21 protein-coding genes are annotated in these 25,976 nt (G+C 68.6%); 9 read left to right on the forward strand and 12 right to left on the reverse strand.

What is annotated here, in order from left to right; translation table 11 throughout:
- Positions 1–235: 235 nt before the first annotated feature.
- The 3 genes from IE307_RS45145 to IE307_RS45155 all read left to right on the forward strand — a co-directional run bounded on the left by IE307_RS45145 (position 236) and on the right by IE307_RS45155 (position 1,814).
- Positions 236–982: a MarR family transcriptional regulator gene (locus tag IE307_RS45145; RefSeq protein ID WP_191305658.1), complete on the forward strand. Its 747-nt coding sequence runs from the start codon at positions 236–238 to the stop codon at positions 980–982.
- Positions 979–1,290, forward strand: coding sequence for a roadblock/LC7 domain-containing protein (locus IE307_RS45150; RefSeq protein WP_229905667.1), 312 nt, complete (start codon positions 979–981; stop codon positions 1,288–1,290). The genes IE307_RS45145 and IE307_RS45150 overlap by 4 nt, the downstream gene beginning before the upstream one ends.
- A gap of 152 nt (positions 1,291–1,442) precedes the next feature.
- Positions 1,443–1,814: a hypothetical protein gene (locus IE307_RS45155; protein ID WP_191305660.1), complete on the forward strand. Its 372-nt coding sequence runs from the start codon at positions 1,443–1,445 to the stop codon at positions 1,812–1,814.
- Positions 1,815–1,879: 65 nt separating this feature from the next.
- Here IE307_RS45155 and IE307_RS45160 read toward each other — a convergent pair whose 3' ends face one another.
- The 9 genes from IE307_RS45160 to IE307_RS45200 all read right to left on the reverse strand — a co-directional run bounded on the left by IE307_RS45160 (position 1,880) and on the right by IE307_RS45200 (position 15,173).
- Positions 1,880–3,322, reverse strand: coding sequence for a DHA2 family efflux MFS transporter permease subunit (locus tag IE307_RS45160; protein WP_191305661.1), 1,443 nt, complete (start codon positions 3,320–3,322; stop codon positions 1,880–1,882).
- Between the two features lie 40 nt (positions 3,323–3,362).
- Entirely contained in the window at positions 3,363–3,845 is a 483-nt protein-coding gene (locus IE307_RS45165; protein ID WP_229905668.1) for a MarR family winged helix-turn-helix transcriptional regulator, read from the reverse strand.
- 49 nt (positions 3,846–3,894) lie between these two features.
- Entirely contained in the window at positions 3,895–9,294 is a 5,400-nt protein-coding gene (gene pulA, locus IE307_RS45170; RefSeq protein ID WP_191305662.1) for a pullulanase-type alpha-1,6-glucosidase, read from the reverse strand.
- A gap of 94 nt (positions 9,295–9,388) precedes the next feature.
- Positions 9,389–10,633 carry a hypothetical protein gene (locus IE307_RS45175; RefSeq protein WP_191305663.1) on the reverse strand — a complete coding sequence of 415 codons (1,245 nt, stop codon included), beginning with the start codon at positions 10,631–10,633 and terminating at the stop codon, positions 9,389–9,391.
- A gap of 22 nt (positions 10,634–10,655) precedes the next feature.
- Entirely contained in the window at positions 10,656–12,164 is a 1,509-nt protein-coding gene (locus tag IE307_RS45180) for an alkaline phosphatase D family protein (protein ID WP_191305664.1), read from the reverse strand.
- A 69-nt stretch (positions 12,165–12,233) separates the two neighbouring features.
- Positions 12,234–12,953 carry an ESX secretion-associated protein EspG gene (locus IE307_RS45185; RefSeq protein WP_191305665.1) on the reverse strand — a complete coding sequence of 240 codons (720 nt, stop codon included), beginning with the start codon at positions 12,951–12,953 and terminating at the stop codon, positions 12,234–12,236.
- Between the two features lies 1 nt (position 12,954).
- A complete protein-coding gene (locus IE307_RS45190; protein ID WP_191305666.1) occupies positions 12,955–14,268 on the reverse strand; it encodes a hypothetical protein in 1,314 nt (437 codons plus the stop codon).
- Positions 14,265–14,864 (reverse strand): DUF3558 domain-containing protein, encoded by a 600-nt coding sequence (locus IE307_RS45195; RefSeq protein ID WP_191305667.1) that lies wholly within the window; start codon positions 14,862–14,864, stop codon positions 14,265–14,267. The genes IE307_RS45190 and IE307_RS45195 overlap by 4 nt, the downstream gene beginning before the upstream one ends.
- 12 nt (positions 14,865–14,876) lie before the next feature.
- Positions 14,877–15,173: a PE domain-containing protein gene (locus tag IE307_RS45200; protein ID WP_191305668.1), complete on the reverse strand. Its 297-nt coding sequence runs from the start codon at positions 15,171–15,173 to the stop codon at positions 14,877–14,879.
- A gap of 113 nt (positions 15,174–15,286) precedes the next feature.
- Between IE307_RS45200 and IE307_RS45205 the strand changes: the two genes are divergently transcribed.
- The 4 genes from IE307_RS45205 to IE307_RS45220 are packed head-to-tail and all read left to right on the forward strand — an operon-like array spanning position 15,287 to position 18,105.
- A complete protein-coding gene (locus IE307_RS45205; protein ID WP_191305669.1) occupies positions 15,287–16,261 on the forward strand; it encodes a DUF6346 domain-containing protein in 975 nt (324 codons plus the stop codon).
- A 36-nt stretch (positions 16,262–16,297) separates the two neighbouring features.
- Positions 16,298–16,747: a YbaB/EbfC family nucleoid-associated protein gene (locus tag IE307_RS45210; RefSeq protein ID WP_229905669.1), complete on the forward strand. Its 450-nt coding sequence runs from the start codon at positions 16,298–16,300 to the stop codon at positions 16,745–16,747.
- Positions 16,748–16,771: 24 nt separating this feature from the next.
- Entirely contained in the window at positions 16,772–17,062 is a 291-nt protein-coding gene (locus IE307_RS45215; protein ID WP_191305670.1) for a type VII secretion target, read from the forward strand.
- A 2-nt stretch (positions 17,063–17,064) separates the two neighbouring features.
- The gene (locus tag IE307_RS45220; protein WP_191305671.1) at positions 17,065–18,105 is read left to right on the forward strand and encodes a WXG100-like domain-containing protein; all 1,041 of its coding nucleotides are present in this window, start codon (positions 17,065–17,067) and stop codon (positions 18,103–18,105) included.
- A 28-nt stretch (positions 18,106–18,133) separates the two neighbouring features.
- Here IE307_RS45220 and IE307_RS45225 read toward each other — a convergent pair whose 3' ends face one another.
- Genes IE307_RS45225 through IE307_RS45235 form a run of 3 tightly spaced genes read right to left on the reverse strand, consistent with a single transcriptional unit; the run spans position 18,134 to position 22,502 of the window.
- Positions 18,134–18,535, reverse strand: coding sequence for a DUF4233 domain-containing protein (locus IE307_RS45225; RefSeq protein WP_191305672.1), 402 nt, complete (start codon positions 18,533–18,535; stop codon positions 18,134–18,136).
- Entirely contained in the window at positions 18,532–19,869 is a 1,338-nt protein-coding gene (folC, locus tag IE307_RS45230; protein WP_191305673.1) for a bifunctional tetrahydrofolate synthase/dihydrofolate synthase, read from the reverse strand. The genes IE307_RS45225 and folC overlap by 4 nt, the downstream gene beginning before the upstream one ends.
- 5 nt (positions 19,870–19,874) lie before the next feature.
- Positions 19,875–22,502, reverse strand: a complete 2,628-nt coding sequence (locus IE307_RS45235; protein WP_191305674.1) for a valine--tRNA ligase — start codon at positions 22,500–22,502, stop codon at positions 19,875–19,877.
- Positions 22,503–22,601: 99 nt separating this feature from the next.
- On the opposite strand from IE307_RS45235, the gene IE307_RS45240 reads away from it, so the two are divergent.
- The gene (locus IE307_RS45240) at positions 22,602–23,537 is read left to right on the forward strand and encodes a hypothetical protein (RefSeq protein WP_191305675.1); all 936 of its coding nucleotides are present in this window, start codon (positions 22,602–22,604) and stop codon (positions 23,535–23,537) included.
- 149 nt (positions 23,538–23,686) lie between these two features.
- Positions 23,687–25,972 (forward strand): FdhF/YdeP family oxidoreductase, encoded by a 2,286-nt coding sequence (locus IE307_RS45245; protein ID WP_191305676.1) that lies wholly within the window; start codon positions 23,687–23,689, stop codon positions 25,970–25,972.
- Positions 25,973–25,976: the final 4 nt, after the last annotated feature.

Below are 25,976 nucleotides of genomic sequence, written 5' to 3' on the forward strand. Positions count from 1 at the left end.
TTCACTCGATCGTGTACTGCTTGGCGCGCTTTTGCGATACGGACAGGTATGAAGTAACGGCGTCGGTCACTCCTTCGATGAGCCAGAAGTGCCCGATTGGGCGGTCATTCGCCAGGATTCCGCTCTGTTAGATCGAATTGACTCGGAGTTACCTCTGTTACGCGATCATCAAGCCGCATTCGACGCCCTCGCATGCGCCTTGACCCAGTGCCACGAGGATCGTGTCACCGGGGCGTTGAGCGTCACCGGAAATGCGGGAGGACTGTTCCACCTGCGTGACGGCGCCGTGATCGCCGTGGAGAGCGCCGGCTCGCCCGGCGTGGAGACGTTGCTGCTGAGCTCTGGCGGGATCAGCGCGGAGGACTGGGACGCGGCGCTGGTGGAGAGCGTCGGGACCGGGTCGCTCCAGGCGGCGCTCGTCGCGCGCGGGTCCATCGGACTCGCCGAGGTCGAGGCCGTCGCGGTGGCCGCGCTGCAGGACGGGGCGTTCGCCGTCGCTGCCGGTGACGTGCAGGAATGCGTCGTCGTCAGCGATTCCGCCGACGTGCCCCTGCTGCCCGTGACCGGCGGTGTCGCACCGGCTCTGCTGCTCGCGGAGACGGCGGGCCGGCTCGACGCCATCGCCTCGCTGCCGGTCCCCCTGTCGCCCTACCGGGACCGCGTGGTGCCGGGTCGTGCGACGAAGTCGATGTCCGGGGAACGGCGGGAGATCGTCGCGCACGCCACCGGAAGGCGGAGCGCGCGGGACATAGCTTTCGCGACAGGCAGGAGCCTCCACTCGGTCACCGTCGAGATCTCCCGAATGCTCGGTGAAGAACTGCTGGAAATCGCCCCGCCTGCGACGGCCTTCAGTTTTTCGCACTGGGGTCTGCCCTCCCTGCGCCCTCGGGCACCAGGGCAGAGCAGCGGAAAGGAAATGGATTGGACTACGACGCCCTGGCCGCCGAACTGCGGACGATCAGAGAGAACGTCGCCGGAGTGACGGACACGGTGATCGCCGCGTCCGACGGAATTCCGATTCTCACCGACGTGGCGAAAAACGTCGAACCCTCGCACATCTCCGCGCTCGCGGCCGCCGATCTCGGCATCGCGCGCCAGGCGGCCGAGGTGGTCGGCCTGGGCGCGCTCCGCCAGACCGTGGTCTTCGGCAGTGAGGGCTACATGGCCGTGTACTCGATCAGCAGGACCGCGCTGATGGTCGTGCTCGGGGACAAGGGGCTGAACCTCGGCCGCCTCCTGCACGAGTCCCGGCCCTCGATCGAACGGATCGGCTCGATCATGACCCCCTGAGGCACCGTCCCACCGAACAAAAATGGTCGCAGCACATGTCCGCATTCGGTTCATTGCTCTCGTCAATGTGGAGACGTGTCCGCATGCGATCGGGGAGCGAGAAACCGATCACGTTGCCTCGATCACCAGTTGACACAGAAAAGTGGAGTTTGATGAACATCGACACCGCACTAAAAGAGGCCATGTCCATCTCCGGCGCCGTCGGCGTCGCGCTCGTCGACTACGACAGCGGCATGTCGCTCGGCACGAGCGGCGGAGGCGACTGGCTGAACCTGGAGATCGCGGCCGCCGGGAACACCGAGGTCGTCCGGTCGAAGCTCCGGGTGATCCAGACGCTCGGCCTCAGCGACACCATCGAGGACATCCTGATCACCCTGCACCGCCAGTACCACCTGATCCGGCTGATGGGCGGCGTGAAGGCGAGGGGATCGCTGTTCCTGTACCTGGTGCTGGAAAGGGACGTCTCGAACCTCGCGCTGGCGCGGCACCACCTCAAGCGCATCGAGGCCGAGCTCCAGATCTGAGCCTGGAACTGAAAAGGGGTGTCCAGTTCTCGGAGAACCGGACACCCCTTTTCAGCGAATCGTTCTCAGTGCACCAGAACGGGCTGCGAATCGCGCGACACGGCGACCTGCCGCAGCACGAACACCGCGAGCCCCAGTGCCACCGCCACGAGCACGGCCGAGATCCAGAACGCCAGGTGGAAGCCCGACGTCAGCGCCTCCAGCCGCCCGACACCCGAGGCCAGCAGCGACGACGTGTAGGTCGTCGAGGTCGTGGCCAGCACGGCCAGTCCCAGGGCACCGCCCACCTGCGCGGTCGTGTTCACCAGACCGGACGCGAGACCCGCCTCGTCGTGCGAGGCGCCGGACATCGCGAGCGTCATCAGGGCCGGGAACGACAGCCCCAGCCCGATCCCGAGCGGGGCCACCGCCGGCAGGATGTGCGCGAGGTACGAGCCGTCGACCGGCACCTGCGTGAAGACCAGCATGCCGGCGAGCATGAACAGCAGGCCCACGATCAGCATGTTGCGCTCGCCGAACCGGGTGTTGAGGCGCGCCGACAGCGACACCGAGAACACCGCGATGGCACCGGCGACGGGCATGAACGCCAGGCCGATCTGCAACGGCGTGTACTGCAGCACGAGCTGCATGTAGAGCGTGCCGAGGAAGAACAGCCCGAACATGCCGGCGACCATGGAGATCTGCACGAGGTTCGCGCCGGTCACGTTGCGGGACTTGAACACCCTCAACGGCAGCAACGGCTTCGCGGCAGTTCGCTGGCGAAAGACGAATCCCACCAACAACGCCACGGCCACGGCGCCCAGGCCCAACGTGTGCGCGGAGCCGAAGCCGTAGTGCTCCGCCTTGACGATCGTGTAGACGCCGAGCATCACCGCGGCGACGATCAGCAGCGCCCCGAGGACGTCCGCGCCCTCCCGCAGTCCCAGGCCTTCCGAGTCGGGCACCAGGCGCACGGCGGCGACAGCGGCCACGATGCCGATCGGGATGTTCACGAAGAAGATCCAGTGCCAGGACATGGCGTCGGTCAGCACACCGCCGAGCAACAGGCCCAGGGACGCGCCCGCCGCCGCGACGAAGCTGAACACGCCGATGGCGCGCCTCTGCTCGCCGGGCTCGGGGAACATCGTCACGACCATGCCCAGCGTCACGGACGTGGCCAGCGCACCGCCCGCACCCTGCACGAACCTCGACACGATCAGCATTTCGGCGCTCAGCGACAGGCCGCACAGCAGGGACGCGACCGTGAAGACGCCGAGGCCGATCAGGAACACCTTCTTGTGCCCGATCAGGTCACCCAGCCGGCCCGCGAGCAGGAGCAGACCGCCGTAGGCGATCAGGTACGCGTTCACGACCCAGGCCAGCCCGGCCTGGCCGAACTTGAGGTCTTCTGCGATCGCCGGCAGCGCGACGTTCACGATCGTCTGGTCCAGCACGATCATCAACATCCCCGCGCACAGCACGATCAGCGCGAGCCAGCGCGCGTCGGTTCTCGATCCCCCTGAGGTCATAAGAGGGACCGTAGCAGATAGTTTTGTACGGGACTATCTGCTACCCAATCGCATGACGCAGAGCACGCTTGCGCGGCGGCTTGTCACACGCCACGACAGTGCCCAACCGGCCCTCCACCAGCCTCGTCAGACCGTTGACCATGCCTTCTCGCTCGTCAGGAGGAAGCGAACCGAGCACGCTGCCGACGACGTCCTCGTACACGTCGTCAGCCTTCGCCACGATCTCGCGGCCCTTGCCGGTCACGACCACGACGCGGGCACGGCGGTCCGTCGGCGACGGCTCGCGCTCGGCGTAGCCAGCGGCTTCGAGCGCGTCCATCGTCACGACCATGGTCGTCTTGTCGATGCCGACGTGATCGGCGATCTCGGTCTGCGTGCGCCCCGCGTCGAGGGCGCTGGACAGCACGCAGCGGGCTCGCGGAGTCAGTCCGATCTCCGCGAGCCTCGCCGTCAGTTCGGTCTCCAGCGCGTGACCTGTGCGATGCAGCAGCATCATCAGGTCGGTACACCCCTTCGTGCCCATGAGCACGACGGTACCAAATAGTCTCAATCCGAACTATTTGTCAGCGGGACTACCTCTCGAGCACCACGACCGACCGCGCCGCTCCGGCCCGCTTCTCGGTCGTCACCGGCTTCCAGTCGCCCACCGGCAGCGAGACGGCCTTGTCCGTCGGGTAGGGGTTGATCACCACGACCAGGCCGCGGCGAGCGGGGTCGACGTCCGGCCCGACGGTGTCGTCGACGTGCATGACGATCACGCCGGACTCCGCGGCCGGGAAGGACACCTTCTGCTGCACCAGGTCCGCCGACCCCAGGGAGAACAGGGGTGAGGACTGGCGGATCCGCAGCAGTTCCAGCGTCGCGTCCAGCGAGGCCCTCATGTCCGCCGGCGACGGCTTGGGGCCGGCCAGCAGCGGCTTCGCGTACGGCCACTTCGCCTCGTTGTCGGCCTTCGGCGGCAGACCCCGGCCGAACCCGTTGTCGCGCAACGACGGGTCGTAGGCGTTGAACCAGTCCCCCGAGTCGTAGCTGTTGCGGTCCAACGACTTCGAGCGCATGAACTCGGTGCCCGCGTGCACGAACGGCCGCCCCTGCCCGAGCAACGCCGGCGCCAGCGAGACCGTCTGCATCTTCACGCGGTCGGCCATCGAGGTCTCCGGCTTCAGCTTGAACATCAACGCGTCGAACAGCGCTTCGTTGTCGTGCGCGTCGACGTACGTGATCGCCTCCAGCGGCTGCCCGGTGTACCCGGCGGCGGTGCCGTTGTAGTTCACGTCGCGACCGGAGACCACCGGCCCGGCCGTCGACTGGAACCGGTACGACGCCATGTTGCCCGCCATGCCGAGCTTCACCAGGTCGCTGTAGTTCTCCAGCCGCGCGGCCACGTTCCCGTTCGCGGGCGAGGAGTTCACGTCGCCCGCCAGCCCGGAGCCGATGCCCTGCACGCGCGGGTCGTCGTCGAACGGCCCGCCGCCGCGCACGGCGTCACGGAGCCGGTCGCTGAACGTGCCGATGCCCGTGCCGGCCATGTTCGCCTGGGTGGCCTGCTCGAACCGGGCGTTGCCGGCGACCTCGCCGAAGTCCCAGCCCTCGCCGTAGACACCGATCTTGCGCCCGTCCACGCCGTCGCGTTCGACGGTCAGCGCGTCCAGGGCCGCCCGCACGGCGAGGATGTTCGCCTTGGGGTGGTGGCCCATCAGGTCGAACCGGAACCCGTCGACCTTGTACGTGCGCGCCCACCGCACCACCGAGTCCACGACGAGCTTGCCCATCATGGCGTTCTCGGTCGCGGTGTTCGCGCAGCACGTGGAGTTCGCGACCGAGCCGTCGAGGTTGAGCCGCTGGTAGTAGCCGGGCACGACCTTGTCGAGCACGGACGTCGGTGCGTCGCCGAACGCCGCCGTGTGGTTGTAGACCACGTCCACCACCACGCGATTGCCGTTGTCGTGCAACGACTTCACCATCTCGCGGTACTGCTTCGACCGTGCCCAGCCGTTCTGCGCGTCCTCCGTGGCGTACGAGCCCTCGGGCACGTCGTAGTGCAGCGGGTCGTAGCCCCAGTTGAAGCCGTCCTTCGCCGCGACCGCACCGACACAGGCCTGTTGCTGGTCCGAGTCGGCGGGCAGCGAAGGCAGGTCACAGGCCGGGGTGGCCTGGTCGGAACGCTTCTCGGGGATCGTCGCGATGTCGAACGTCGGCAGCAGGTGCACGGTGTCCATGCCCGCCGCAGCCAGCGTCTTCAGGTGCTTCATGCCCGTCGAGTCGCGGTGCGTGAACGCCTTGTACGTACCGCGATCGGACGCAGGAACGGACTGATCGTTGATCGAGAAGTCGCGCACGTGCAGCTCGGTGATCGCGCCGCCCATGCCCTTCGCGACGTCCTTCGACCACCCGGAAGGCATCGAGCGACCGTCCTTCAGGTCGGCGAACTGCGAGTGCGTCGAGTTCACCGACAACGCCACGGAGTACGGGTCGGTGACCACGACCGTGCGCTGCCAGTCGGTGACCTCGAACTGGTAGTACTTGTTCTTCCAGTCACCCGTGCCGCTCCACGAACCCGAGGCGTCGTCGCGCTGGAGCTGCACGACCTTCCTCGGTTCGCCGGACGGCTGGTCGAACAGGCGCAGCTTGACGTTGCGAGCGGTCGGCGCCCACAGCCTGATCGACGCGCGGTCGCGGTCGAAGGTCGGACCGAACGCCAGTTTCGTGGCGGCAGCGGCATAACGGTCATCGAGCACACCGGCGATCTGCACGCTCGTGCGGTGCCGGATCGAGCCGCCCGCGTCGACGTGCACGGCGGAGAGCTTGTCCCGCAACGCCTCGTCCACGAACCCGCGCACGGCGAACACCGGCTTGCCCTTGAGGTGCGGGAACTGCGCCGGCACCTCCTCGGTCGTGGGCGACAAGCGCAGCACCTTGGAGCCGTACTCGAGCCGGTAGCCGTCGGACTGCACCGACGGGACGTCCCAGACGACCCTTTCCCTGGAGATCCAGATCGCCTTGGCCTTGGTCAGGTCGTCGTCGGCGGCCGGACCGGCGTTCGGCGGGAGCAGGTAGGTCTCGTCGCCCTGCAACTGCCACACCTCGTTGCCCTTCTGCCCCAGGTCGAGGAACTGGTCGGGACCGGGGTCCTTGGCGTCGCCGCGGTGGACGATGTAGCTCAGGCCCGCCGCGCCGGCCGCGAGCGGCACCGACCAGTACACGCCGAACTGGTCACGGCCGTCCGGCACCCGCGACTGGTTCCAGCCCGGTGACGGCTCCGCGGAACCCGTCCAGTGGTACATCGTCCAGTCGGTGTAGTCGCCGTCCGGGCGGTTGTAGTGGATCACCGCACGGTTCTCGGCGGCTGCCAGTGACGCGTGCACCTTGCCGCCCGCGACCCACGCGTGGCCGCTCGTGAACTTGCCCGAGGCCTCCACGGTCGTACCGCGCACGACCGAGAAGTCGTTGGTGGGCGGTAGTTCCGCGATGCCGTTGGTGAACGGCACGTCGCCACGTCCGGCGACGCGCACCACAGCACCGGCGGCGTCACCGACGTAGTGCACGACGGCCTTGCCCGTGGCCGCCTGCTCGGACGCGTGCACGGACGGGTCGCCCTGCTTCAGCCACACCTCGGGCGTCACGCTCGGGTCGACGATCCGGTCGACCGAGGTGTCCTTCTCGTCGCCCTTGTGCGCGATCAACCCGACCGACTTGGCACCCGGCTTCAGCTTGACCCACGCGAAGCGCCCGTAGGCGTCCTCGCCCGCGAACGGCAGCGGGGCGTTCCACTCGGTCGGCGTCTCGACGTCACCCCAGGCGTGCAGGCCCCAGCCGTCGTAGTTGTCGCGCGCGTAGTGCACGACCAGCCAGTCCGGGTTCTTAGTGCCGGGGTCCGGGAGCGGCGGTGCGGCCACGAGCGACACGAACGCGCCGTCCGCGCCGATCTCCCCCGACTTCGCGACCACGCGCAGTTCGACGCGCTTGCCGACCGCGGCGCCCGGCAGTGCCGACAGGTCGGCGAAGACCCGGTAGGGGGCGGCGTCGTCGGTGCCGAGCACGGTCCAGTCGCGGGTGCCCTCGACCCGAGCGGCGAACGTGGCCGCCGCGTTGGGGGCGCTGATGCCGTCGGCCCGGAGCTCGACACGCTCGTCCAGCACGGTTCCGGCGGCCGGGGCGACCAGCGTCGGTGCCGGCTTGGACTTCGCGACGTCGCTGGTTCCCTTGAGCACCAACGAGGACAGCGCGGGCACGGTCACCGTGACGCGGCCGTTCTGGACCTGGGCGTTCTCGAAGCCGGACGAGGAGACCGGCACGGTGACGGTCGCGGGCGCGGTGCCGGCGTTGGCGACGACGAGGTGCTCACGGCCGAGGATGCGGCTGAACGCGAACACGTCCCCGTCGGCGTACCGGAGCACCTGGTTGCCGTCACGCCACACCGGGTCCTGGTCGACCTGCGCGGCCAGGGCCTTGAGCTGCTGGTACAGCGGGTGGGAGGTGTTGAAGTTGTCGACAGCGCCCGTGCGGTCGGACCCGACGAGCTTCTCCGCCGCGTACTCGGGGGTCTTCGAGGCGAACATGTCCTGACGTGCGAGCTTGTCGCCGCCGGTGCCCGCGAAGCCCTGCTCGTCGCCGTAGTAGACGACCGGGTTGCCGCGCCACAGATACATCAGCTGGTTGCCGAGCTTGAGGCGCTCCAGCAGTTCGGCGTCCGTGATGCCCGGACGGTCGTTGCGGATCATCCACGCGATGCGGCCCATGTCGTGGTTGCCGAGGAACGTGGGCAGCGACGAGGCGTTGGAGTCGGCGTCGGTGTAGCGGTCGTCGTCGAGCAGGACCTCGCCGAGCCGCTGGGAACCCTTGCCGGACAGGAAGTTCAGCGCGCTGCTCTGGAACGGGAAGTCCAGCGTGGCCTGCATGCGGCCGTCCGTCGTGTACTTCGAGGTGTTCTCGGGCGAGGAGTCGAAGACCTCGCCGAAGACGAAGAAGTCCTTCTTGCCCTTGCGATTCGCGTACTGCTTCACGTGCGGCGCGAGAGCCTGCCAGAACTCCAGGTTGACGTGCTTGACGGTGTCGACGCGGTAGCCGTCGATGTCGAGCGTGTCGATCCAACTGGTGAAGATGTCCTTCATGCCGTTGACCACGCGCGGGTGCTCGGTCATCAGGTCGTCGAGGCCGGAGAAGTCGCCCTGCTCGCTCGACTCGCCGGAGAACGTCGAGTCGCCGCGGTTGTGGTAGAGCGTGGAGTCGTTGAGCCACAACGGGTACTTCGTCGGGCCGTCCTTCACGGGCGTGTACGGGAAGGACTTCTTGGCGTCGAGCTTCGGGAAGTCCTTGCGGCCCGCGTAGTCCGCGATGTCGAACGGCTTGCCACTCGCGTCCAGGTACGGCTGGGCACCCGTCGACACGTACTGGGTCTTGCCCTCCTCGTACTTGATCACGTCGGCGGTGTGGTTCGCGACGACGTCGAAGAAGACCTTGATGCCGCGCCGGTGCGCGTCGCGGATGAGGTCGCGCATCTCCTGCGTGGTGCCGAAGTGCGGGTCGAGCTTGGTGAAGTCGAGCGTCCAGTAGCCGTGATAGCCGGCGCTGTCGCCCTGCACCCAGCGGTTGAGGAACATCGGCGTCATCCAGATCGCCGTGATGCCCATGCCGTCGAGGTAGTCGAGCTTGCGGTGCAGGCCCTTGAGGTCGCCACCGTGGTAGAAGCCCTTGTCAGCGGGGTCGAACCCGTGCTCGGCGGCCTTCGAACGACCGCGGTCGTTGCCCGTGTCGCCGTTCGCGAACCGGTCGGGCATCACGAAGTAGAAGCGCTCACCCCGCAGGTCGTCGCGCTGGGGCGGCAACGCGAGCCTCGCGTCCCCGTCGCGCACACCGGGCGCCATGTCCACCACCTCCCCCACGGCCAGGCGTTGCGGTGGAGCGGCAACGGCCTGAACGGGTGTCAGGGGGAGCAGAACCAGTGCAGCGAGCGCGGCGACGACCCGACGCATCGCGACCTCCTTGTCGCAAACTCTTGCAGGGTTGCTGCACAAAACCACGACAAAGAGTGGGAAACAATACGTCGGCTATTGCAAATGTTTGCGATCAGCCCGTCGGACGGCGGTAGGTGATCGCCATCCGCAACGGGTGCGAGCGCCACTCGTTGACCGCCATGCCGGCGATCACGCCGATGCCCTCGACCGACTCCGCCGTCGCGGGAGCGCTCCGGCTCGGCGAGCCCGCCAGTGGTCCCTCGCTCGGCGGCGGCGAGAACTGGGCGATGACCACCTGCTGACCCTCGTGCGGCTGGACGGCCAGCAGGACGTGCGGATCGGCCTGCTCGCCGTCGTTCTCGATCGGTTCCAGCGACAGGAACTCACCGCGTTCCGCCGCCTCGCCGCACATCCGGCCGGCCCACCTGAAGGCGTCCATGACGTCCTCGTCGGAGAGCGCCGCGTCGGCCTCCTGCAGCGTGACTTGCTCCAGACGCGTGCCGTGGGCCGTCATCTGGCCGTTGGTGGTGAAGCGGTCGGGAATCATCGCCTCGCCGGTCTCGACGTCGACGAGCAGCATGTCGCGGAACCGGGTGTCGGCCAGCGGTGAGCGGCCCATCAGGCCGCGGCCGAGCATCTCCCCCAGCTTCGGGTCGGTCGTGCGCCAGTACGTCGTCTCCTCGCCGATCCGCAGGCCGACGAAGCCCTTGACCGGCAGGCTCGGCAGCGCCGTCATGAGGCTCTGACCAGGTTCGACCGGAGGCGGCGGGGGCTGCATCCGAAACGACGGCAGTGACGCGAAGCCCGGATCCACCCGTGCGGTGCGGACCACGTGGTGTGCCCACGCCCGCACGCGGGACAACGGGTGGTCGGGGAACCGTGCGTCGTGACGCGGGTCGTCGCCCGCGTGGAACGGCAGCACGCCCTCCAGTTCGGGCGCGTACGGATGGGCCTTGACCCAGTTCTCGAACCCGATCTCGGCGGCCAGGATCGCCTCACGCGTGCCCGTCATGCCCCGTTCCGCCGCCACCAGCTGCAGCACGGCGCTGGAGCGCTCCTTCGGGATGGTGAAGGAGCAGGTGAACACCTGCCCGTTCGGCTGGTTCGGCAGCGGCAACTTGACGATCCGCAGCAGCGCGGGCGTCCCGCCGAGCTGGACGACGTGCGCCTCGACCAGGCAGCCGGCCTCGCCGTGGATGATCGCGAGGTCGTGCCGGAGCGCCGGCAGGTCGTCCAGCCCGGCCGGAAGATCCGGGACCAGGCCGAAGTAGGTCAGAACGGCCTGGTCACCGTTGGCGTGCTGCCAGGTGTTCTGGTCGAGTTGATGGAAGCCGGCGGTGTCGAACGAGATGGGCACGCACCCGACACTACGGCGAACGTCAGCCGGCCTTCAGCGTTTTGGACCACAGCGAGGCGCCTGTCGCGTCGCGCAACCAGACCGTGAGCTCGTGGCGCGACGCCTTGACCTCACCGAAGTGCTGGAACCCGTCCAGCGGCGAGGTGTTGGCGGCGGGCGGGGCGTGCACGAACACGGCCTGCGGGCCGAACGTCGGGTCGAGCGTGTTGGGGCCGAACGCGCCGGAGTGCAGCGGACCGGACACGAACTCCCAGAACGGGTCGAAGTCGCCGACGGCCGCACGATCGGGTGAATAGTGGTGCGCGGCCGTGTAGTGGACGTCCGCCGTGAGCCACACGGTGTTCTTGACGCGGCGCTTCTTGAGCTCCCTGAGCACCCACGCGATCTCGTGCTCACGGCCGTTGGGCGCGCCGGGCAGCCCGTTCGCGACGCCCTCGACGTCGGTGCCGTCCGGGACGGTGAGGCCGATCGGCAGGTCCGCCGCGATGATCTTCCACGTGGCGGTGCTGCGGCTCAGGCCGTCGACGAGCCACTTCGCCTGCTTGGCGCCCAGGATCACGCCCGGCTGGTCCTTGGGCGAGGTGTTCTTGTCCTTGTAGGTGCGCATGTCGAGCACGAAGATCTCGACGTTGCGGCCGTAGGAGAACTTCCGGTACACGCGACCGTCCACCGCGCGCTTCTGGTCGATCGGCATCCACTCGTGGAACGCCTGGAAAGCACGCTGCGCCAACACGTCCACGCGCTTCTCGGTGTAGAGCGGGCTGTCGAGGATCTCGCCCGGATACCAGTTGTTGGTGACCTCGTGGTCGTCCCACTGCGCGTAGGTCGGAACCTGGGCGGCGAAGCGCTTCACGTTGTCGTCGAGGAAGTTGTAGGCGAACTGGCCGCGGTACTCGTCGAGCGTCTCGGCCACTTTGGACTTCTCCGGCGTGACGAGGTTGCGCCAGATCCGGCCGTCCGGGAGCGTCACGCTCGCCTGCATCGGGTTGTCGGAGTACACGCTGTCGCCGCTGTGGATGAAGAAGTCGGGCCTGCGGTCGGCCATGGCCTTGAAGATCGGCATGCCGCCGATGTCGGGGTTGATGCCCCAGCCCTGGCCCGCCACGTCACCGGACCACACGAAGCTCACCTCGTCGCGGCCGAGCGGGGCGGTGGTGAAGCTGCCCGTGACGGGTTCGCTGCGGCTGCGGCCGTGCAGGTCCTCGGCCGTGACGCGGTAGTGGGCGGGGCGGCCGGGCAGCAGGCTCGACACCCTGACCTGCCCGGTGCCGCCGGTCTCGGGCGTGAGCAACGGGCCGCGGAAGCGGCGGGAGAAGCGGAACTTCGGGTCGTTGGACACCTCGACGAGCATCCGCGACGGTCGGTCCGCGCGGGTCCAGACGATGCCGCCGTCCCAGGTCACGTCGCCGGACTGCACGCCGTGCGTGAGGATCGGGCGGTCGGTCTTCGCGAGGCTGATGCCCGAGGGCACCAGCGCCGCGGCCGTGCCGAGTGCGCCTGCCTTGAACAACGTACGACGGTCGAAGGTCATGCGCGGTTTCTAGTCGCCGTTTCTGGCCGGTGCAGAAACCCGGGGTGAACTTCAGCAGCGCGAGTCCGGTCAGGCGGCGGTGAACCCGTCCGCCGTCAGGCGCTTGAGCCAGTCGGTGATGATCTGGCGCGACGCCGGGGTCGCGTGCACCCACGTCTGGTGGTTCCGGTCGGTGTACTTGACCACGAGCCAGCGGCCGTCCTCGAAGTCGATCGTGGTGAGGAAGGTCTTGGCCCGCTGCCTGCCCTCGCCGTTGCGCCTCGCCGCGTACAGCTTCGCCGTGCCCTTGCGGGGCTGGGCCAGCAGCTGGCGCAGCGAGATGGACGGCGACGCCTTGCCCGGCTGGTGCAGCTTGATCTCGGTCTCGTGCACGTTGATCGACGCGCCACGGCCCGCCGGGACGTCCGGCAGCTGCATCGCGAGGACCTCCGGCGCGTTCTCCGGCCGGATCGGGTGCAGCTGCACGAACCCGTTGTCGTGCAGGGCGAGGACGCCGTACTGCGAGTTCGCCGCCACCACCACGGGCCTGGTCTCGTCCGGCGTGGCCGCGATCCAGGCCGAGTAGTCGTGCTCCGCCTTGGCGATCAGGTGCAGCGTGCCCCGGACGTCCGGGTGGTCGAGCCCGACACGGCGCAGCTCACCGATGACGTCGCGCTCGATGAGCACGCGCTCGTCCTCGGTCTCACCGGGCGAGTCGACGGACAGGGCCGGGTGGTACTGCCCCAGCCCCTCCTGCTTCCACAGCACGTCGAAGGCGAGGTCGGACAGTTGGATGGACGACCGCAGCACGTCACCCCCCGATCGTCGGCGGTGCGACCATCGGCATGTCACCGATGATCTCGTTCGTGTTCTCCTCGGTGATGAGGTAGTCGGCGGACTTGTGCTCCAGGTCGTCCTCTCCCCGACCCTTCGCGCCCTGACCACCCATCCCGCTCATGCCGGCCGCACCCGCCTTGCCGGCGGCGCCTGCCGCTCCGCCTCGGGCGCTTGCGGCCGTCTCGCCCGTGCCACCGAACACCCCGGCCTTGCCGCCGGGCTGCTGACCCGCGGCCGTGCCAGCGGTGCCGCTGCTTCCGAGGCCGCCGACGCCACCGGTACCGAACCTGCCTGCGCCACCGGCACCGGCCGCGCCGCCGCCTCCGCCGAACCTGCCGCCCGCACCCGCGCCACCGCGGCCACCGCCCGGCCCAGCCGGTCCGCCGGAGCTGTTGAGGCCGCCCGTGGTCGGACGGATGGGCACGCCGACGGGCGGGAGACCCGTGTTGCCCGGTCTGTCGATCACGCTGCCGACAGGGGGCTTGCCGGTGAGGTTCTCGCCGACGGGCCTGCCGGTGTTGTTGGTGTTGCTGGTGGTCGTGTTGTCGGAAGAGCTCGTGGTGGTCTGGTCGCCGTTGGTCGTGGGCACGGTCCAGCCGGTGCCGGTCGTGCTCTGGGGCGTGTTGGTCGACGTCATGCTCGAGGTGCTCGACGTGCTGGACGAGCGCATGGTGGTGCTGCTCGTCGTCGTGGTCTTGTCCTCACCGTTGTCACCGCCGGTGTTGGCGATCTCGACCACGAGCGTGTCGACCGTGACACCGGGGAACTCCTTGGGCAGCTCACCGCGGTTGGTGTTGCTGGCGCTCTGGAACTCCCGGTAGACGTTGCGGTTGTGGGCCTCTTCAGCGTTGTAGCTGTTGACCTTGTCCTCGGTGTCGGTGTCCCACGGCGTCGCGTCGTCCCAGAAGTTCGTGTCCGGCTTGGCGGCCGGCATGTTCTTCAGCTGGTTCTTGTTGAAGTTGAACTGGTAGATCTGGTTGGAGATGGAGTGATCGGCCTGCCGCAGGGAGTCCTGCATCTGCACCATGGCCTGGCTGATCGGGTTGCCGGCGGCCTGGGCCGCGTCCGCACTCGCTCCCGTCCACGACTCGCCCAGGGTCTCACCGACCCTCTTGAGCCTGGCCTCGATGCCGAAGTAGTTCTTCTCGAGTTCCTTGGCGGTGGTCGACGCGATCTGCGCGGACCCGGTGCCGGGCCCGCCGTGCATCTGCGAGTAGATCTGCGCTCCCGAGAACCCCTCGGCTCTGGTGTTGTCCTCGGTGAAGCAACTGGGCGCGGGCCGTGTCATTTCGCACCTGCCTTGATCGTGGTGACGGCGAGATTCGCGAACTCGGTGACAGCGGCGCACGGGTCCGCGAACTTCGGGCTACCGGCGAAGCTCGAGAAGGAGACGAGCATCGCCCTCTCGTCGGAGACCCCGACGAGGACGTCACAACCACCGTCGTTGCGCTGGTCGGCGATGAGGGCGACGTACGCCGGATACCCCTGGATCGCGGGCTGCGGCTCGAACACCTTGTAGGTGACGTCCTCGTTGGGGAGGATCGTGCCCAGGTTCGCGCTCTCGTGGAGGAAAGCCACTCCGGGAGCCATTTTCGCGGGCGTGCTGGCGCCGAGCCAGACGCAACCCTCTCCCGCGGCGGTGGTGCTCACCCTGCCGCTGGTGCCCGGCAACCCGAACCCCTCCACCTGAGCCGCGGTGACCGTCTTGCACGGATCGGCCGTGAAGGCCTTCACGTCGAGCGGGTTGTCGATCCGGGGGGCTCCGCCGCTGGTGCTCGTGGGCTGACTCGCGGTGGTCGGCGTACCGGCGGTACCGCCGCCGGTACCGCATCCCGCCAGCAGTGCGAGAGCGGCCGTGCCGACGACGATCGATCGGATGCGCAACAGCTCAGTCCTTCACTTGAGGTTGTCCCGGTTGCCCTGCTCAGTCCGCTCGTACTGAGCCAGCGTGGCCTTCAGGTTGTCGATCCGGGTGGTCAGCGTCGTCTGCAGCTGCCTGTTCGACTGCTGGTGCATCTCTCCGGTGTTGGAGGCCCAGTTCGCGTAGACCTGGCTGGGCGCGTCCTTGCCGGCGCCCTGGACGTTGGCCAGCACCTTGCCCTGGTTCTCGGCGACCATCAGCTCGTCGCGGATCGACTCGTACTCCTTGATGGCGGCGCGGAGCGTCTCCAGATCGACCTTGGTCCCGCTCATCCCCAGTGCCCTCCCGGCAGAATCGTGCGTCGAAGAGCATAGCGCCAGGTCGCGGGCCCGCCCCTGGTTCGAAACACGATCGGGTGAACACTCCGAAGTGCTTTCATTGCGGTGTGCGCGCACTCGCCTTCGGACTCGCCGCGGTCCTCGCCTTCCTCGCACTGGCCACGACGATCCGCACGACGGACGTCCTGACCGGTGCGCTCGAAGCACGACAGGTCGGCACCGCCACCGTGTCGTCGTGCACCGAGCACGGGCCGATCGGCAGATGGGGCGTCGGCACGGCCCACGGGTGCGACGCCGACGTGCGGTGGGACGGCGGCGGCACCGAGCGGGTCGCGTTCGCACCGGGGCAGTTGGAGCCTGGCGAGCAGGGCGTTCCCGTCTTCCGGTCCACGAGGGAGGCCGGGCGCAACGACAGCGCGCGGTGGTTCCTGGCCGGGCCGCTCGCCGCCGTGGCGCTCGGGTTGCTGGCGTTGTGGTTCCTCACGGCCGCCGTGCTGTCGCTCGTTCCCTCCCGTGGTGGCAGCAAGAAGCCGGAGGAGGAGTGGCCGGTGACGAAGGCCGAGGTCAAGGCGGCCCCGGTCACGCGGCGGGTGCGCAGGCTGAGGTTGCTGGCGTGGCTCGGGGTGGCCACGGCCGCGGCGGAGGGGTTGGCTTCGATGCCGTTCTTCGACGCGCCGCGCCGGGCCGGGGAGTTCGTGTCGCCGTGGCCGCGGCTGGAGGAGGCCTGGCTCGTCGACCTGCCGTCCGGGGTGCTGGCCGGGTTCGCGGTGCTCACCGCCGCCGTGGTCGGGCTCGTCGCGGAGAGCGTGCACAAGGACGCGGCGAGGATCGTCCGATATGGACAGTCGTATCTCGACGCCAAGAAGGTGCCGCCTGGCGGGGGCAGTTGGGTGCCGACGGTGTTGATCGCGGCGCTGGCGACTTGGGCGATCGTCCAGGCGGCGCTTGCGATCGGGAACGCACCGCTCGTGGTGTGGCTGGCCGGTGGGCGGGACGCGGTGGTGTTGCTGGCCTTGCTGGGCATCGTCCTGGCCACCCGGCAGTCCGCAAAGGACATGGCCGCGCAATTGGTCGGGAAGTAGGGGAACCGGAAGACGGTCCGGCCAGTCTCAGGCGGCATGAGTTCCGCAGAACTGGGTGCCGGGCAGCAGCGGCTCGACGACTACATGCGCCGTGTCAACGACATCCAGCGCAGAGCCGAGGAGACGCAGGCCCAGCTCAAGGCGTTGCGCGCGGACGTCAGCAGTCCGGATCGGTCGGTCTCGGTGCGGATGGCGCCGGGTGGGCGGCTCGAGAAGCTGAGCCTGACGCCCGCGGCGATGCGGATGTCGCACGAGCAGCTCGCCGCCCTGATCACCGAGACGGTCAGCAGGGGGCACGCGGCCGTCGCCGGGCAGATGGAGGCGACGATGCAGCCGTTGATCGGCGGCACGCCGGCCATGGACTTCCTGCGCGACCAGGTCACCGCGGCGCAGCAGCCGGAGGAGACCGAGGAGCAGCAGCAGCCTCCGAAACAGCGAAGGCCGTCGGGCGACGACGACGAGCCGTTCGGCACCATCTACCGGTAAGGGGTCCCGGTGTCAGGTTTTTCCATGGAACCCGCTGACGTCACCAGTCACGCGGGCGCCGTCCAGTCGTTCGGCACGGAGCTCACGCGCGCCGCCGGGCGGGGCGAGAGCGTCGATCTCGGCATCGAGACGTACGGGATCATCGGCCAGGTCTTCAGCCTGCCGGTGCGGGCGCACATCGCGGCGATCGCGAGTTCCATCAACGAGCTGGCGAACGCGCTGCCGGACGTGGCCGACGCGCTGCGCGACTGCGCGGACGCCACGAAGCAGACCGACGACGACCACGCGAAGCTCTTCGCGAAGTACAAGGGGTAGAGATGGTTCTCGACGTCAGTGCGGACAACGCCACCGACGGTGCGCGGATCGTCGACACCGTCTGGAAGTGCGCGGAGGACTTCAACAACCCCAGCGACTGGGCGTTCGACGGCGTGGCGCTCGGGCTCGACGTGCTCGGTTTCGTCGCGAACCCGCTCGGCACGCTCGTGGGCGCGGGCATCGGGTGGCTGATCGAGCACGTGTCGTTCCTCAAGGAGCCGCTCGACGACCTGGCGGGCGATCCCGGCGCGATCAACGTCGTCGCGGCCGCCTGGGGCGAGGTCGCGAAGGCGTGCGCCAAGGTGGGCAACGACTACGCGGCCGCCGCCACCAGCCAGACGGACACGTGGACCGGCACGTCCGGCGACGGTTACCGCAAGGCCGCGGGCACGCTCGCCGAGCAGATCAAGGCCCTGGAGGGCGCCGCGAACGCCGTCGCCACCGGCATCCGGGGCACGGGCGTCCTGGTCGCGGCGGTGCGCGGCATCATCCGCGACATCGTAGCGGACGTGGTGGCGGAGTTCATCATCGCCGCGGTGACCGCGCTCGCGACGAGCTGGTGCAGCTTCGGCGCCTCGATCGCCGCCTTCACCGGCTGGGCCGTCGCGCGGGCGGCGTCGACCGCGGGCAAGATCGCGGGCAAGGTCAGCAAGCTGCTGATGAAGCTCGCGCAGGCCGTCCGCAAGTTCGACAACCTCAAGGGCGTGTCCGACGCGCTCGCGAAGGCCGCGGTCAACATCGGCCGCAAGGCCAAGGGCGTCGGCCGTTCGATCGGCAGGAACCACGCCTCGGTCCGGCAGATCGAAGACGGGTTCTCCAGTGCCAACAACGCGATCCGCGACAAGCTGACGTTCGGCAACGACGCGGCGAAGAACGCGGCCAACCGGGTCGACGACATCATGTCGCCGCGTGGCCGCGACGGGTTCGCGGACACGGTCAAGCCCGTCGCCCTCGGCCGCACGGGTGCCTCCGAGGCGTTCAAGGAAGGCGCGAACTGGGACGAGAGCTACGAGAAGGGCCAGGAGGACCTGGCCAAGCAGTAGTCGGGCGGGCCTGGCCGCGATCGCGCGGTCAGGCCCCTTCCGCCTGCTGCTGTTGCTGCGCGGGGAGCCTGCCCTCGGCCATCCGCTTGAGCAGGTCCTTGCGCAGCCACAGCAGGTACGCCCACACCAGCCCGAAGATCACGCCGATCACGCCCATCGCCGGCAGCAGCAGCCACGAGGCGATCAGCAGGACGTGCAGGCCGACCACGACGGGGATCGCCCACGGGCGGCGGACGAAGGCGCACATCGCGATGAACACCGCGATGAAGCCGAACGCCACCCAGCCCACCGCGGACGTGACGCCGCCGTGCAGCTTGGCGATCACCGGCAGGGCCAGGGCGACGACGATGACCTCGAGGATCAGCGTGCCGGCCATGATGCCCCGGAACGCCTTCATCGGGTCCTTCTTCAGAGGGGCCGGGGCGGTCATGCCGGTTCCTTCCCGAACAGCGCGCGGGCCTCGCCGGCCGTGACGACCGACCCGGTGACGATGATGCCGCCGCCCGAGAGCTCGTCCTCGGTCAGGTGGATGGCTTCCTCGATGGCGTCGACCAGGCGCGGACGCACCTCGAAGCGGTCCTCGCCGAAGATCGGGACGGCGAGACCGGCGAGCACGTCCGGGTCCATGGCGCGCGGCGAGGAGTTGGTGGTGATCACCAGCTCCTGCACGACCGGTTCCAGCGCGGCCAGGATGCCCTCGGCGTCCTTGTCCGCCATGACGGACACGACCGCGACCAGCTTGCGGAAGCCGAACTCCGACTCCAGCGCCTTGGCCAGGGCCGCGGCGCCGTGCGGGTTGTGCGCGGCGTCGACGAAGATGTTCGGCGTGGAGCGCACGCGCTCCAGGCGGCCCGGCGTGACGACCGAGGCGAAGCCCTCGCGGACGACGTCGATGTTGATCTGGCGGTCGGGACCCGCGCCGAAGAACGCCTCGACGGCGGCCAGCGCCAGTGCGGCGTTCGCTGCCTGGTGTTCTCCGTGCAGCGGCAGGAAGATGTCCTCGTAGATTCCGCTCAGGCCCTGCAGCGTGATCATCTGCCCGCCCACCGCGACAGCCCGGGAGACGACGCCGAACTCGCTGCCGAAGCGCGCGATGGTCGCGTCGACCTCGGCCACGCGCCTGAGGATCACCTTCATGACCTCGGCGGTCTGCTCACCGATGATCGCGACCGAGCCCGGCTTGATGATGCCGGACTTCTCGACCGCGATGTCCTCGGGACGGTTGCCCAGGTACTCGGTGTGGTCGACGCCGATCGGGGTCAGCACGGCGACGCGGGTGTCCACGATGGACGTCGCGTCCCACGTGCCGCCCATGCCGACCTCGACGACGGCGACGTCGGCGGGCGCTTCCGCGAACGCCGCGTAGGCCATGCCGGTGAGCACCTCGAACTTGCTCATCCGGATCTCGGACTGCGCGTCGACCATCGCGACGTACGGCTCGATGTCGCGGTAGACCTCGACGTAGCGCTCGGGCGAGATCGGCTGGTTGTCGAGGCTGATCCGCTCGGTCGCGAGCTGCAGGTGCGGGCTCGTGAACCGGCCGGTGCGCAGGCCGATGCGCGAGAAGAGCGCGTCGACCATGCGCGACGTCGACGTCTTGCCGTTCGTGCCCGTCAGCTGCACGACCGGGTAGGACGTCTGCGGGTCGCCCAGCACGTGGGCGAGTGCGGAGATCCGCTCCAGCGACGGCTCGAGCTTGGTCTCGGGCCACCGCTGGTTGAGCTCGTTCTCGACGTCGAGGAACTCGTCGAGGTTGGTTTCCACGGTTGTTAAGCCTCCGGCAGCGCGGCCAGGCGCTCGTTGATGCGGGCGATCTCGGACTCGGCCGTGGCCTTGCGCTCCTCGATCTTGGCCTTGACGTCGGCGGGCGCCTTGGCGAGGAACGCCTCGTTGCCGAGCTTCTTCGTCGTGCCGTCGAGCTCCTTCTGCGCCACCGCGAGGTCCTTCGCGAGGCGCTTGCGCTCGGCGGCGACGTCGATCGCGCCGGACAGGTCCAGCTCGACCTTGACCGCGCCCTTGGGCAGGCCGACCTCGAGCGTCGCGGAGACGGTGAACTCGTCACCGGGCTCGGTCAGGCGCGTCAGCGAACGCACGGACGGGACCTGGTCGATCAGGCCGACGCAGCACGCGCCGCGGACCTTGCCCGCGACCTTCTGGCCGGGCTTGAGACCCTGCTCGGACCGGAACCGGCGGATCTCGGTCGCGAGCTTCTTCAGGCCCTCGACCTCGGCCTTGGCGTCCAGGTCGCGCTCGGCGCCGGAAGGCGCGGGCCACTCGGCGATCACGAGCGACTCACCACCGGTCAGCGACGTCCACAGCGTCTCGGTGATGAAGGGAATCGCCGGGTGCAGCAGGCGCAGCAGCTTGTCGAGGACGTGGCCCAGGACCGACTGCGTGGCCTCGGCGCGGCCGTCCGCGATCTGGACCTTCGCGATCTCCAGGTACCAGTCGCAGAACTCGTCCCACGTGAAGCTGTACAGCGCCTCGCAAGCACGCGAGAACTGGAACGCCTCGAAGTTCGTGTCCACAGTGGACACCAGGGCGTCGAGCTCGTCGAGGATCCAGCGGTCGGCCGCCGTCAGTTCGTCACGCGCGGGCAGCGGACGCTCCACCGTCGCGCCGTTGGCCAGCGCGAACCTGGTGGCGTTCCACAGCTTCGTGGTGAAGTTGCGGGACCCCGCGGCCCACTCCTCGGCGACGGCCATGTCCGAACCGGGGTTCGTGCCGCGCAGCAGCGTGAACCGGGTGGCGTCGGCGCCGTAGCGCTCCATCCAGTCCAGCGGGTCGATGCCGTTGCCCTTGGACTTCGACATCTTCTTGCCGTACTGGTCGCGGATGAGGCCGTGCAGGAAGACGTGGTCGAACGGCTGGACCTCGTCCATCGCGTACAGGCCGAACATCATCATCCGGACGACCCAGAAGAACAGGATGTCGTAGCCGGTCGAGAGAACCGAGGTCGGGTAGAACTTCTTCAGGTCCTCGGTCGAGTCCGGCCAGCCCAGCGTCGAGAACGGCCACAGACCCGAGGAGAACCACGTGTCGAGGACGTCCTCGTCCTGGCGCCAGCCCTCACCGGTGGGCACCTCGTCGTCCGGTCCGACGCAGACGACCTCACCGTTCGGACCGTAGAAGACCGGGATCCGGTGGCCCCACCACAGCTGGCGCGAGATGCACCAGTCGTGCAGGTTGTCGGTCCAGTCGAAGTACCGCTTGTTCAGCTCGGCCGGGTGGATCTTGGTGCGGCCGTCGCGGACGGCGGCGGACGCGGCCTCGGCGATCGTCTCGACCTTGACCCACCACTGCAGCGACAGGCGCGGCTCGACGACCGTGTTGCACCGCGAGCAGTGCCCGACGGAGTGGACGTACGGACGCTTCTCCGCGACGATCCGGCCGTCGGCGCGCAACGCGGCGACGATCGCCGGACGCGCCTCGAACCGGTCCAGGCCGAGGAACGGGCCGGGCACCGTGATCGTGGCGCGGCCGTCCATGACCGTGAGGTTCGGCAGGCCGTGGCGCTGGCCGATCTCGAAGTCGTTCGGGTCGTGGGCCGGGGTGACCTTGACCGCGCCCGTGCCGAACTTCGGGTCGACGTGGGCGTCGGCGACGATCGGGATGCGGCGGCCGGTCAGCGGCAGCTCGACCTCGGTGCCGATGAGGCGCCGGTAGCGCTCGTCGTCCGGGTGGACGGCGACCGCGGTGTCGCCCAGCATCGTCTCGGCGCGCGTGGTCGCGACGACGATCGAGTTCTCCCCGTCGCCGTAGCGGATCGAGACGAGCTCGCCCTCGTCGTCGCTGTGGTCGACCTCGATGTCCGACAGCGCCGTCTGGCAGCGCGGGCACCAGTTGATGATCCGCTCGGCCTGGTAGATCAGGCCGTCGTCGTACATCTTCTTGAAGATCGTCTGGACGGCGCGCGACAGCCCCTCGTCCATGGTGAAGCGCTCGCGCGACCAGTCGATGCCGTCGCCGAGCCGCTTCATCTGGTCGAGGATCTTGCCGCCGTACTCCTCTTTCCACTCCCAGACGCGCTCGACGAACTTCTCGCGCCCGAGGTCCTGCCGCGACAGGCCCTGGTTCGCGAGGTCGCGCTCGACGGCGTTCTGCGTCGCGATGCCGGCGTGGTCCATGCCCGGCAGCCACAGGACCTCGTAGCCCTGCATGCGGCGGCGCCTCGACAGCGCGTCCATCACGCTGTGGTTCATCGCGTGGCCCATGTGCAGGCTGCCGGTGACGTTCGGCGGGGGCAGCACGATCGTGAACGGCGGCTTGTCGCTCTTGACGTCCGCCTCGAAGTACCGCCGGTCGAGCCACCGCTGGTACAGCTCCGCCTCTACCTCCGCCGGAGTCCACGCGGCGGGGAGGTCGGGACGCTGGGTTGCGGTGTCGAGTTCAGTCACAGCCGAGAAGTCTACGGAGCCCGGGGTCTCGACTTGAAACGAGATACCTGATAACGGCCAGGAGACGATTCGAACGAGTCCCTCCGCGCCACTTCCCCGGTGATCGATGATGTGCGCCGAACTTCTGGGGGAACGTTGCACAACGACATCGAAGATCATCCCGACCTCAAGGACGCGGCCTGGATCCGCGCCGCGAACAGACGTGCCAAGAAGGAGATCCGCAAGCAGCGCAGACAGGCTCGCCTGCGCGCGCACAGCGGGAAGATGGTGTCCGCGATCGCGCTGGTCGTCATCGGCGCCGTGCTGTTCGGGCTGTACCGCGCCGGCAAGTTCGACGAGGTGTCACTGCCGGACGTGACGCTGCCGACGGCCGCCACGCCGTACAAGAACGTCAACGTCGAGGCCCCGTTCACCGGCACGCCCGCGGAGCAGTGGGCGGACGGCGAGAAGGGCATCGTCGCGCCCGACCAGAACCCGGAGTACGCGGCCGGGTACGAGGCCGCGCGCAAGGCCCTGATCGCCGGGCACCTCGACCCGAAGCTGATCGTCGAGCACGACCTGGAGCCGTTCCTCGCGACGCTGTCGCCGGAGACCAGGGACATGCTGAGGGCCAACCCCGGCGCCGTCACGATGACCCGGCTGCAGAAGGGCACCACGCTGCTGCCGAACGGGATCAAGGTCGACGGCCGCATGTGGCCCGGCCGCGACGAGCACGGCCGCCCGGTCGTGCACACGAGCTACCGGTTCGCCTACGCCTTCGACCCCGGCGACAAGAGGACGTTGCTCGACCAGTACGAGATCGTCGCGCTGCAACGCGCCGACGTCGACTACCAGCTCGACGACGGCAGCGTCTGGATCGTCAAGAGCGAGGGCTTCACCTACTCGATGGCGTGCAAGGCGGCCAAGGAGGGCTTCCTCGCCCCCATGTTCGTCGAGAAGCGGTCGTACGACACGTCCACCTCCCCCAGCGACCAGCGCAAGCCGGAGGAGTGGTTCGACCCGAACGCGGCGCTGCCCACCAGCGGCTGCGAATGATCACTCGTTCAGAGGTGCCGAGCAAGAGTGACGGCGATCACAATTGGGCGTCACGGACCACTCAACCCCTTGGGGCCCGTGACGGACGACGCCGCCGCGTTCTTCGGGGGCGCTGGCGGCGCCGACGTCCATAAGCGTTGAATGAAGGCATGAGCAGCAAGCCCCCGCAGCACGACGTCGACGAGTCCGCGATCGAAGTCAGCACCCCCAAGACCTGGGCAGCGGGAATTCCCGGTGTGCTCGTGTCGCTCGACCGCGCGGTCGAGCAGATGGGTGTCGGGCGCACGGTCAAGACGTTGCGGCTGCTCAACCAACGTGAAGGCTTCGACTGTCCGGGTTGCGCGTGGCCCGAACCACAGGGCCACCGCAAGATGGCGGAGTTCTGCGAGAACGGCGCGAAGGCCGTCGCGGAGGAGGCCACCAAGCGCCGCATCGGGCGCCCGTTCTTCGCCGAGCACTCCGTCGAGAGCATGCAGGAGAAGACCGACTACTGGCTCGGGCAGCAGGGCCGGCTCACCGAACCCATGGTCCTCAAGGCCGGTGCGACGCACTACACGCCGATCAGCTGGGACGACGCGTTCGCGCTCATCGCCGACGAGCTGACAGCGTTGTCATCCCCGGACGAGGCGATCTTCTACACCTCGGGCCGCACCAGCAACGAGGCCGCGTTCCTCTACCAGTTGCTGGTCCGCTCGTTCGGCACGAACAACCTGCCGGACTGCTCGAACATGTGCCACGAGTCGTCCGGCTCGGCGCTGAACGAGACGATCGGCATCGGCAAGGGCTCGGTGTCGATCAAGGACTTCGACCTCGCCGACCTCATCGTGGTCATCGGCCAGAACCCCGGCACGAACCACCCGCGCATGCTCAGCGCGCTCGAGGACGCCAAGAAGAACGGCGCGAAGATCATCGCGATCAACCCGCTGCCGGAGGCGGGCCTGATGCGGTTCAAGAACCCGCAGAACGTCGCCGGCGTCGTCGGCAAGGGCACCGCGCTGTCCGACGAGTTCGTGCAGATCAAGGTCGGCGGCGACCAGGCGCTGTTCCAGGCGATCGGTCACCTGATTCTGCAGTGGGACAAGCTCGACAGGACGTTCATCGACGCGAAGACGCACGGCTTCGAGGCCTACGCGGAGAGCGTGCGCGAGCTCGACTGGGACGGCGTGCTCACCGCGACCGGCCTGACCCGCGAGCAGATCACCCGCGTGGCGGGCATGTTCGTCGACTCGAAGGCCACCATCGCCTGCTGGGCCATGGGCCTCACGCAGCACAAGCACAGCGTGCCGACGATCCGCGAGATCACGAACGTCATGTTCCTGCGCGGCATGATCGGCAAGCCGGGCGCGGGCCTGTGCCCCGTGCGCGGCCACTCGAACGTGCAGGGCGACCGCACGATGGGCATCTACGAGAAGATGCCCGAGCCGTTCCTCAAGGCACTGGAGAACGAGTTCAGCATCTCCGTGCCGCGCAAGCACGGCTTCGACACCGTCGACGCGATCAACGCGATGCGCCACGGCCGCGGCAAGGTGTTCATCGCGATGGGCGGCAACTTCGTCAGCGCCACCCCGGACACCCCGGTGACCGAGAAGGCGCTGCGGCAGTGCTCGCTCACGGTGCACGTGTCGACGAAGCTCAACCGCTCGCACGTGGTCCACGGCCGCACCGCGCTGATCCTGCCCGCGCTGGGCCGCACCGAGAGCGACGTGCAGCACTCGGGCGAGCAGTTCGTGACGGTCGAGGACTCGATGTCGGTCGTGCACCGCTCACGGGGCCGGTTGGCGCCCGCGTCGGACAAGCTGCTGTCCGAGGTCTCGATCGTCTGCCGGCTGGCGCGCAAGACGCTCGGCGCCTCGCACCCCGTGCCGTGGGAGACGTTCGAGAAGGACTACGACGTCATCCGCGAGCACATCTCGCACGTCGTGCCGGGCTGCACCGACTACAACACGCGCGTCCGCCAGCCCGACGGTTTCGTGCTGCCGCACCCGCCGCGCGACTCGCAGGAGTTCGCGACGGCGACCGGCAAGGCGAACTTCACGGCCAACGAACTGACGGTCATCGACATCCCCGAGGGCCGGCTGCTGATGCAGACCCTGCGCAGCCACGACCAGTACAACACCACGATCTACGGCCTGGACGACCGCTACCGCGGCGTGAAGGACGGCCGCCGCGTGGTGTTCGTGAACCCGGAAGACGTTGCGGCGCTGGGGTTCTCGGACGGCCAGATGGTCAACATCATCTCGGAGTGGAAGGACGACCCGACGGGCGTCGTCGAGCGCCGCGCCGAGTCGTTCCGGATCGTCTCCTACTCGACCGCCCGCGGGTGCGTGGCGACGTACTTCCCGGAGGCGAACCCGTTGGTGCCGCTGGACTCCAAGGCGGACATCTCGGGTACGCCGACCTCCAAGTCGGTGATCGTGCGGCTCGAGGCCGCCTGACCTC

The sequence above is a fragment of the Lentzea cavernae genome, assembly GCF_014653695.1.
Classification (GTDB): Bacteria; Actinomycetota; Actinomycetes; order Mycobacteriales; family Pseudonocardiaceae; genus Lentzea; species Lentzea cavernae.